The organism is Halorubrum sp. Atlit-26R, from assembly GCF_003666015.1.
In the GTDB taxonomy this organism is placed as follows: domain Archaea; phylum Halobacteriota; class Halobacteria; order Halobacteriales; family Haloferacaceae; genus Halorubrum.
Genome location: NZ_QPLT01000036.1, coordinates 1 through 3,495, shown reverse-complemented (window position 1 = coordinate 3,495; position 3,495 = coordinate 1). Strand labels below are relative to the sequence as shown.

General features: G+C 64.8%; 4 protein-coding genes and 1 pseudogene. 4 read left to right on the top strand and 1 reads right to left on the bottom strand.

Going from position 1 to position 3,495, the window contains the following annotated elements:
- From DVK07_RS18945 to DVK07_RS18930, 4 genes are all read left to right on the top strand, one after another.
- The coding region (locus DVK07_RS18945) for a hypothetical protein (RefSeq protein WP_121598454.1) at positions 1-916 on the top strand (916 nt) is incomplete at its 5' end.
- 162 nt (positions 917-1,078) lie between these two features.
- Positions 1,079-1,477, top strand: coding sequence for a hypothetical protein (locus DVK07_RS18940; protein WP_032073164.1), 399 nt, complete (start codon positions 1,079-1,081; stop codon positions 1,475-1,477).
- Positions 1,474-1,866 (top strand): helix-hairpin-helix domain-containing protein, encoded by a 393-nt coding sequence (locus tag DVK07_RS18935; protein ID WP_121598453.1) that lies wholly within the window; start codon positions 1,474-1,476, stop codon positions 1,864-1,866. The genes DVK07_RS18940 and DVK07_RS18935 overlap by 4 nt, the downstream gene beginning before the upstream one ends.
- Positions 1,867-2,112: 246 nt before the next feature.
- Positions 2,113-2,763 carry an HTH domain-containing protein gene (locus DVK07_RS18930; RefSeq protein WP_121598452.1) on the top strand — a complete coding sequence of 217 codons (651 nt, stop codon included), beginning with the start codon at positions 2,113-2,115 and terminating at the stop codon, positions 2,761-2,763.
- 73 nt (positions 2,764-2,836) lie between these two features.
- On the opposite strand, the pseudogene DVK07_RS22795 reads toward DVK07_RS18930, so the two are convergent.
- Positions 2,837-3,495, bottom strand: a pseudogene (locus DVK07_RS22795) (hypothetical protein); the annotation flags it as partial.

Here is a 3,495-nt window from a genome sequence, read left to right as displayed (position 1 = left end):
GAACGCCGCGACGAACACGATCGACGAGGCGGTCCGCCACGGTTCAGTATCGCAGATGAAGAGCGCGACCGGGCTCACCGGGCAAGAGCGCGACGGCGCCGATCTATACCGAGACGTCGCCGACGAGCTCTCGCACGAGGGCGCGATCGGGCTCGTGTTCGGCGCCCCGGGCTCCGGAAAGACGGCGACGACGCTCGACGTCGCGCTCTCGTGGAAGATTCGAACCGGCGGCGCGCTCATCGGTAACACCGCGTGGGACGGGTTCGACCGCGTCGTTCGCTCCGACCGGCAGATGCTCGAAGCGATGGCGGAGATCGAGGGGCCGGTGCTCGCGATCCTCGACGAAATCGCACAGGAGCTCTCGGGATTCGGCTCGGGGAACAAGGCCGCGGAGCAGTTCTCCGATTCACTGCTATTCATCCGTAAGAAGGAGGATAAGCACGGTCCGAACCCGAAGCGCGGGAGCGTCCTGCTCGTCGGGCACACGCGGACGAAAACGGCAAAATCGATTCGACGGGTCGCGTCGTTCGCGATTGAAAAGCCGTCGCGCTCCGACCCCGGTCGCGCTCGCCTCTTAGAGAGTGAGGGCGGCAAAGACAGCTGGGAAGAGGGGAGCGACTACAAGGGGCTCACAGACACCGCTGAAAACTACCCCGAGCATGAGGCGAGTGAGTTCGCGATCGAGCTCGTCGACGAGGACGACCAGGAAGGCGAGAGCGTCGACGTCGACGACGTCCGAAAAGACGAGCACATCAAGACCGCGATTAAGGCCGCCGATTCCGGGATGAAGTACGCCGACGTCGCCGATTTGGTTCCGTACACCGAGGACTGGGTCGGGAAAGTATACCGGAATTGGAATAACAATAATCGGCATACCGAGTTGGTTCCAAAAAATAATGCTCCGGCAGATGACTAATGCGATGACGGACACCCGCCCGGGTCATACCTCTGTTTATACGCACGGGATTCGCGGGGGTGCCGGTCGTCTCCGGGGGGCGTGGATCGACGTCGACGATCGATCGAGAGCGCGATTTGAATCGGAGTCTCGCTCGCAACCGCAACCCAAACAACTCCGAAGATGAGCTACGACTCCGCGATCGTCGGCAGATACGGGAAGCTCGTCGAGCTCTGGGCGACGGATCGGTACCCTCTCACGCTCGACTACCCGGAGGTGAACGGCCTCAAGTTCGACGCGACCGACGAGAGCGGCCGTCCGTTCGACGTGAAGGGTTCTATGGTGAACGGAGTCCGACCGACGTTCAAGTTCTGGGAGGACCAGCACGCGGCTCTCGCGGACGCTGACGGCGGCTATGCGCTCGTGTGGTACCGAGCCGAAGGGAGAGAGATAACTGTCCTGTCGTCGCGGACGGTCCGCGCTCGCGATTTAGAAATCACGAATTGGACGAACCCCGGAGAGACGCACTATCGAAGCCACTCGCGGGAGGCTCAAATTCCCGCCCACCAGCTTCGACCATGAACGCGACCGAGGTGTTCTCCATTTTGTGTTTGTGTATATGGGCCGCCGGAGAGGCCGCCCAGCGCCGCGCTGTCGTCGTCGAACCGATTAAGCGGGCTCTCACCCCACCGGAGCCCACGACCGTCGAGCAGCTACACGAGGAGTACGTCGAGGGAGAGATCGGCGAGGTCGAATTAGAGCGCCGTCTCGCGGACGCTCTCGACGAGAGAACCGACACGATCCGCGAGGAGGTCGAGACCGTCGACGGCGTCGGTCCTACCCGCGCCGCGGAGATCGCCAAGACCTTCGAGAGCGTCGAGGCCGTCCGCCGCGCGAGCGTCGACGAGCTCCAAGAGGCCGAGCACGTCGGCGAGGCGATCGCGGTGGACGTCCACCAGCATTTCCGCTAATTCACAGATTCTTTTTAGAATCAGACTGATATGTCTCGGTATCCAGTATCAAATTTATTTGATAAAGATATAGATACGGCAGACGGCGGCAGGGTGTAGTCTCGCCAGTTGTGTTGCGGTGGGTTCAGACACCGAGATTAAGACCCTATTCTCGGGTTCTGTCCCCCTTCGCCCGTGCGTTCGCTTGTGGGTTCGCACGTGCGAACCCACCAAAGAACTTAGGAGGGAACGCACGAGCGTACGCACATGGCGAAAGTCGACCCTGAGGACGTCGTCGACGCGATTCACGCGCACGAGGACCCCGTCGTCACCGCTCCCGAGCTCGCCGACGAACTCCCCGTGACGGCGCGGACCGTCTCGAATCGGCTCCGTGAGCTCGCCGCCGCCGGCGACGTCGAGCGAAAGGACGTCGGCGGTCGCGCGGTCGTCTATTGGCTCCCCGGAACGCGAAAGCCCCGACGCAACGCGAAAGACCGAGAGCGCCGGCTCGCCGCCGACCAAGCCGATTTAGAGGAGGCCGCCGGCGAGGGGGGCCGTTCAGAAGATATACCGACATCCGGTATAGAAGCGGAGCCGGAGTCGGAACGGTCCGACCCCGGGAGTCGCGTCGACGTCGACGAGGTGATCGAGGATTTAGACCTCCCCGGGAGCGGCGAGCGGGTCGAGCAGCGGCGCGAGGCCGTGCGTGCGTGCGTCGCCTATCTCCGCGAGCACGGCGAGGCTCAACGGTCCGCGTTCGTCGACGAGGTGTATCCCGACCATCCGGCCGGGTTCGGCAGCTCCGGTGGGTGGTGGAACGCGATCGGCAAGCAGGGGCTCGCCGAGGTCGCCGACGTCGTCGACGTCGTCGACGCGCCGCCGGAGGGGTCGCACGTGTGGTATTGGCGCGGCTTTTAGAACCCGATCCCGACGTCTCACACCCGGGGTAAACGTTTCGAGAACCCACTTCCAGACGCCTATTTTGAGCCGTCTACCCGTCGATGGGAGGATTTTGGGGGGTATCTGAAACCTCCGCGAAACTGGTTTGCCGCGTCGACGGGCCGACGCTCGCCGTCGCCGGCTCCGGCAGCGGCGGCGCGACCCCGCACCCCGCTCTCACCAGCCCCGGCGGAACGCCGAACTCGCGAAGGACGTCGTCGACGAGCTCTCGGTCCGCGAGCTCGCCGTCGCGAAGGGCGTCGTATATCGCCCCGATCGGGTCCTCGGTGTCGTCCAAACGATCGACGTCGTCGAGGAGGTCTCGGTCGAGGAGTAGCCAGTCGACGACGTCCGCCGCACGGCGCCCGTCGCGACCGTAGTCGCCCCAGTCGCCGGCTTCGGTCTTGAGCCACCACGGCGGATCGGCGACGTCGACGTCGTCGCCCCGCTCCGAGCGGAACGGGAGCGCGAGGCGCCAGCCGCGAGGCGTCTCGCGGACCCAGTCGGCCGCGACGAGGCCGTCGCGGTGGTTACGCCAGCTTTGAGTAGAGATACCGGCTCGCCGGCACAGCTCGGCTTGTGAGAGCGGTTCGGACGCTCTCGCGAGCTCGGCGACACCGGCCCGCGCCGCCGGCGACGCGTCCGGTAAGAGACGAGTCGAGTCGTCCGTCGCGAGCACCGCGCGGACCTCCTCGAGATGGACGTCGCGGG

Excerpts from the sequence above, each read along its gene's own strand:
- DVK07_RS18935 (WP_121598453.1), top strand. The coding sequence starts at position 1,474 with ATGAACGCGACCGAGGTGTTCTCCATTTTGTGTTTGTGTATATGGGCC.
- DVK07_RS18930 (WP_121598452.1), top strand. The coding sequence starts at position 2,113 with ATGGCGAAAGTCGACCCTGAGGACGTCGTCGACGCGATTCACGCGCAC.
- DVK07_RS18940 (WP_032073164.1), top strand. The coding sequence starts at position 1,079 with ATGAGCTACGACTCCGCGATCGTCGGCAGATACGGGAAGCTCGTCGAG.